The sequence below is a fragment of the Huintestinicola sp. genome, assembly GCF_050874005.1.
In the GTDB taxonomy this organism is placed as follows: domain Bacteria; phylum Bacillota; class Clostridia; order Oscillospirales; family Ruminococcaceae; genus Huintestinicola.
Genome location: NZ_JBNMJV010000079.1, coordinates 1 through 4384, shown reverse-complemented (window position 1 = coordinate 4384; position 4384 = coordinate 1). Strand labels below are relative to the sequence as shown.

Genomic DNA, 4384 nt, shown 5'->3' with positions numbered 1-4384 from the left:
GTCGGGGTTGTATACAAACAAAGAAGCCATAGGAGTGCCGGAAGGCTCTGTAAACATTGAGAATACAAGCTCAGTGTTTTCTTCATCGATTGCGTAAACTCCCACCTCAATCATATCGGTTGTTACATCAAGAAGAGTAAAATCGCTGCTCTCATCGGTCGTATCGTTTGTGTCAGGTTCGGCATTGGTTGTTTCCTCAGCGGTTGTGGTTTCGGCAGCGGTCGTAGTTTCCGCAGCGGTCGTAGTTTCCGCAGCGGTTGTAGTTTCCGCAGCGGTTGTGGTTTCGGCGGGAGCATTGCCGCCTCCGCAGGCAGTCATAGTGACTGAAAGCATACAAATTGCAAGAAGTGCTGCAAGTTTCTTTTTCATACATATCTCTCCTATATCGAATATTTCTGCATATCGCATTATCCTAATTATATCATACAGGAAAAAAATAATCCATTCTTTTTTTGCCTAAAGATAATAAACTATTCAAAGCTTATTTTCCTATTGTTTCACATAAATTTGCTTATTTCAAACAACTCACCCAAAAAGGTGATGACAAACCAAAATGTGTTTGATATAATAAATAAAATGTATAACTATGTGATGAATGATATCAAAGGATTGACCGACTCTCAATTATAACTGGAAAATGATATTTTGAAGCAAATGCTATAACAAAAAATCACGATACTGTCCTTTTTGACTGTATCGTGATTTTTATAAACAACGTAAAATCGGCATTTCTGACCGTAGATACCCTGTGATTATAGGCGTTCCACTGGCAAAAACCATACCCTTACCGCCTGTCAATTCATCGAAATATCTCGTTTTCATAAGCAGTTCGGCGGCCTTTCCCGAACCTGTTGTACCGATACCGGCAACATTGGACATTTTGGTAGCAGTACCCAGATTTTTGTAAAGATGGCACTCGTCAACAAACAGCTTGTCAAAGCCCATTTCCTCAAAGTCGATATAATCGTCCTTCGATACTTTGTCCTGTGCTTCTTTCAGCTTCTTTTCGTATCGGGCAATTGTCTTTTCAATTTCCTTTACCGAAAAGCTCTTGCTTCCGTCCTTGCCCCTTGCTTCTTCAAGCTGCTCACGAAGGTCTGCTATTTCTGCCTGCATATAGGCTTCCATACGGTCTTTTGACAGTCCCATACGGTCAAACTGTGAGTGTCCTACAATTACTGCGTCCCACTCCCCTGTCGCTATCTTTGCGAAAAGTTCCTTGCGTTTTTTAGGCTCAAAGTCTTTCTTTGTAGCAACAAGGATATTGGCAGCAGGATAAAGTTTCTTGAAATCTCTGCCCATCTGCTCTGTAAGGGAATTGGGTACAGCAAACAATGATTTATGATGCAGTCCCAGACGTTTTCCATTGCTATGGTTATCATTTCATAGGTCTTGCCAGCCCCCACACAATGAGCAAGCATTGCATTTCCACCGTATAAAGCTCTTGCGACAGCGTTTTTCTGATGCTCTTTGAGTGTAATATCGCTGTTCATACCTACGAAACTGAGGTGACTTCCGTCATACTCTCTGTGACGAATACTGTTGAATACCTCATTGTATTTATCCACAAGAGCAGTTCTTCGGTCAGGATCTTTGAATATCCAGTCCTGCCACTCTCTTTCGATTTTTCTGACCATTGCCTGTACTGCCTTTGTTTCTTCGTGGTTAGTTACCTTTATGATATTATCCCTCGAATCACGCATAGGCTCTCCGTTTGCGTCCAGCTTAGGATCTTTTATAGTCAAATCCTCGTGATTAAGAATACCCTCTAAAATAGCGTAAGCATCTTTACGCTTTGTGCCGTAATCGTGTGTAGCAGTATAACTGCCCTTATCACCTTTGGACTGTCCCTCTATCTTCCACTTGCCGGAAGCCTTGCTGTACTGTGCCACAACATCACTTTTCCAGCCGGGACGGAATTTTTCGTTTATAAACCGTGTGACAAACTTGGGATCTACCCAGTGAGAGCCTAACTTTACGGAAATGTCCTTTGCTTCTACTCTCTTGGGCATAGCAGCTTCAAGAGCTTCCCTGTGCTTGCTTACATCCATACCGGCAGGAGCATAATCAAGCTCACGGAGCTTCAAACGGATATTTCCTGTGAGGTATTCATCGGCTGTCACATATTTCTCCGTTTCCTGCGGAAGTCTGTATATAAGTCCCTCAAGGTCACTTATGAGAGTGTCCTTGTCCCTGCCGCAAAGCTCGGTCATATACTCAAAATCAACCTTTGCTCTTTCGGAAATGGACAATATGAGCGCTTCCTGCGCAGATTCGACGTGTTCAACAATGGTGTTGGGCTTTACGGTGTCGTGGAAGAAAATATCTGCCTTTTTGTATTCGCCGCTGTCCTTGTCCTTGATTTCAAGAGCAGTATTTGTTCATAGTACGGCTGATAATTCCTATATCTTCCGCATCAATAAGGTCTTTCCCGTCCTTGACGATTATCTTATCGGAGTTTTCAGCAAGCTCATTTGCGACAACGTGCTTCATTGCCATATTCAGAAGGTCAAGCTGACTTGCAGGAACGGCAAGTACGGCATTGTTGTTATCTCCAACCTCGGCATTGAAATATGAGCCGCCCATTTTCTTTACGGTTTCCTCTATCTCCGCAAGTTTATTAGCAGGGACAGTTACAAACTTGAAATCAGCTCCTGCCTTTTGGAGCTTTGCGAAGTTCGCTTTTGAGAGCTTTCCGACTTTTATCTTGGGAGTGTCCTTCTTCTGATAGGCTTCTCCCCTGCGTTTTTCCTTTTCAATATCGCTTACAATATCCAGAATACGCTTTAAAAGCTCCACAAAGGTGCTGCAAGCATCATCACCGATCATTATTCCGTCACTCCTTACGTTACTGTTTCTTCAAAATGTTCCACCGGAACATCGGAGAGAATCTCCGTTTCAGATTGATTTTCAGTTTCCGTATCAAGATGTTCCACCGGAACATTTTCCGATTTGGAACTGCTTTCCTCTGTTTCGGAGCTTTCGTTGTCCTCTGTTTCCTCTGTGAAAATATCTATCCTATCTTCATCGGTGCAGCCGTATGAAAAAGGTGACATATTGAACATTATTGTAACCGCTGTGTCCTTTGCGTTTGCCCAGCCGTTGGGGATTGCAAGGAGCTGAATACGCTTTATGCCTACGTCATTTACAGTAAATGCAGGAGTATATCATATTCACGCCGCTCATATCCTTGAGCCTGTCATACACCGCACAATATCCCTGCGGATAAACCGAAACGCCCTCGATATGAACGCTGTACCTCTTGTTGTTGTAGATAAACTCCACATTTTCGTTCTGCATCATATACTCGGAAAATCTGTCACGCTGCTCCGAATACCACATAAGCGGAAGTCCGACAGCAAGGTGAACATTCGCTTCTGTGATTCCCGCAAGGGACAATTCCTTTGCGATACCGTAAAGGGTAAGGTAATAGTTATCCATATCTGTTGTCTTGTCCGCTGTGAAAGACTTGTGATTTTCACCGATACAGATGAACTTTCCATCGTATTCAAGAAGCTCCTTCTTAAAGGGTGGCTCAATGTCATGCACCTTTACTCCCGATGCCGTAACCGTATTGGCGGTTTTGAGATTTCCATAGCCATGGTCGATGCCGATTATGTATGTGTCGTTATACTTTATCATTTTCTCTATCCTCCTTACTGTCCAGCCAGTCGAAAAGCTTATCCCTCTGAATAAACTTCCGACTGCCGATCTTCACAACAGGCACATCCTCACGATTAAGGATACTGTATGCCATAGTACGGGTGAAGCCCATTGCCTGAATGTCATTTGCCGACAGCATCATCGGCAGGGTTTCTCTGCTGTTCATTAGCAGCACCTCCATTTTCTTTTGTTTGGCTCTTTGGATTTTTCCTTGAGCCTGCTCCCATTATATATCAAAATTTTCCGAAAACGCCGTTTTGACCTCATACTTTTTGTTTCGTACAACTCATTAAGACTATGCGTGCAAACATCAAACAAATGCAGATAATTCCGTACTATCCGTTGACAAAACGTGCAAAACGTGATATATAAATTCTATAAAATCTTTTTAGCGGATTTCATTCGATTTTTTTCAAAAGGAACGCATTTGTTATGATAAATCCGTTTGTTTTGCTATTGTAATAAACGCATTTCGGTATATACGAGGTAATAGCAGAAAAAAACACCTTGCATCATACAAGTCCAAAACTGACTGTATGATACAAGGTGTTTTTAAATAGTTTATGAAAGCAAATAATTACAGGTAACCTCTAAAAACCCTGGTATTTAAACAAGCGGAATTATATGAGGAAAATTTTCCGTGTCAAAAGCCGAAACAGCCTCTATTTGACCACAAAATCCCCTCTATTATTGCCCTTTTTCCTCAAAAGGGCGCAGTTAT

The 4384-nt window shown here is 42.3% G+C and carries 6 protein-coding genes and 1 pseudogene; all 7 read right to left on the bottom strand.

Annotated features, from left to right (window positions below):
- Positions 1-369 (bottom strand): annotated as a pseudogene (locus tag ACR0QN_RS13925) (hypothetical protein); the annotation flags it as partial.
- Between the two features lie 336 nt (positions 370-705).
- Entirely contained in the window at positions 706-1149 is a 444-nt protein-coding gene (locus ACR0QN_RS13920; RefSeq protein ID WP_432651826.1) for a hypothetical protein, read from the bottom strand.
- A 50-nt stretch (positions 1150-1199) separates the two neighbouring features.
- Positions 1200-2252 (bottom strand): hypothetical protein, encoded by a 1053-nt coding sequence (locus tag ACR0QN_RS13915; protein ID WP_432651825.1) that lies wholly within the window; start codon positions 2250-2252, stop codon positions 1200-1202.
- Between the two features lie 112 nt (positions 2253-2364).
- Positions 2365-2829, bottom strand: a complete 465-nt coding sequence (locus tag ACR0QN_RS13910; protein WP_432651824.1) for a hypothetical protein — start codon at positions 2827-2829, stop codon at positions 2365-2367.
- A 14-nt stretch (positions 2830-2843) separates the two neighbouring features.
- Positions 2844-3056, bottom strand: a complete 213-nt coding sequence (locus ACR0QN_RS13905; protein ID WP_432651823.1) for a hypothetical protein — start codon at positions 3054-3056, stop codon at positions 2844-2846.
- 85 nt (positions 3057-3141) lie between these two features.
- Positions 3142-3642 (bottom strand): ParM/StbA family protein, encoded by a 501-nt coding sequence (locus ACR0QN_RS13900; protein WP_432651822.1) that lies wholly within the window; start codon positions 3640-3642, stop codon positions 3142-3144.
- Positions 3629-3829 (bottom strand): hypothetical protein, encoded by a 201-nt coding sequence (locus ACR0QN_RS13895; RefSeq protein ID WP_432651821.1) that lies wholly within the window; start codon positions 3827-3829, stop codon positions 3629-3631. The genes ACR0QN_RS13900 and ACR0QN_RS13895 overlap by 14 nt, the downstream gene beginning before the upstream one ends.
- Between the last annotated feature and the right edge of the window lie 555 nt (positions 3830-4384).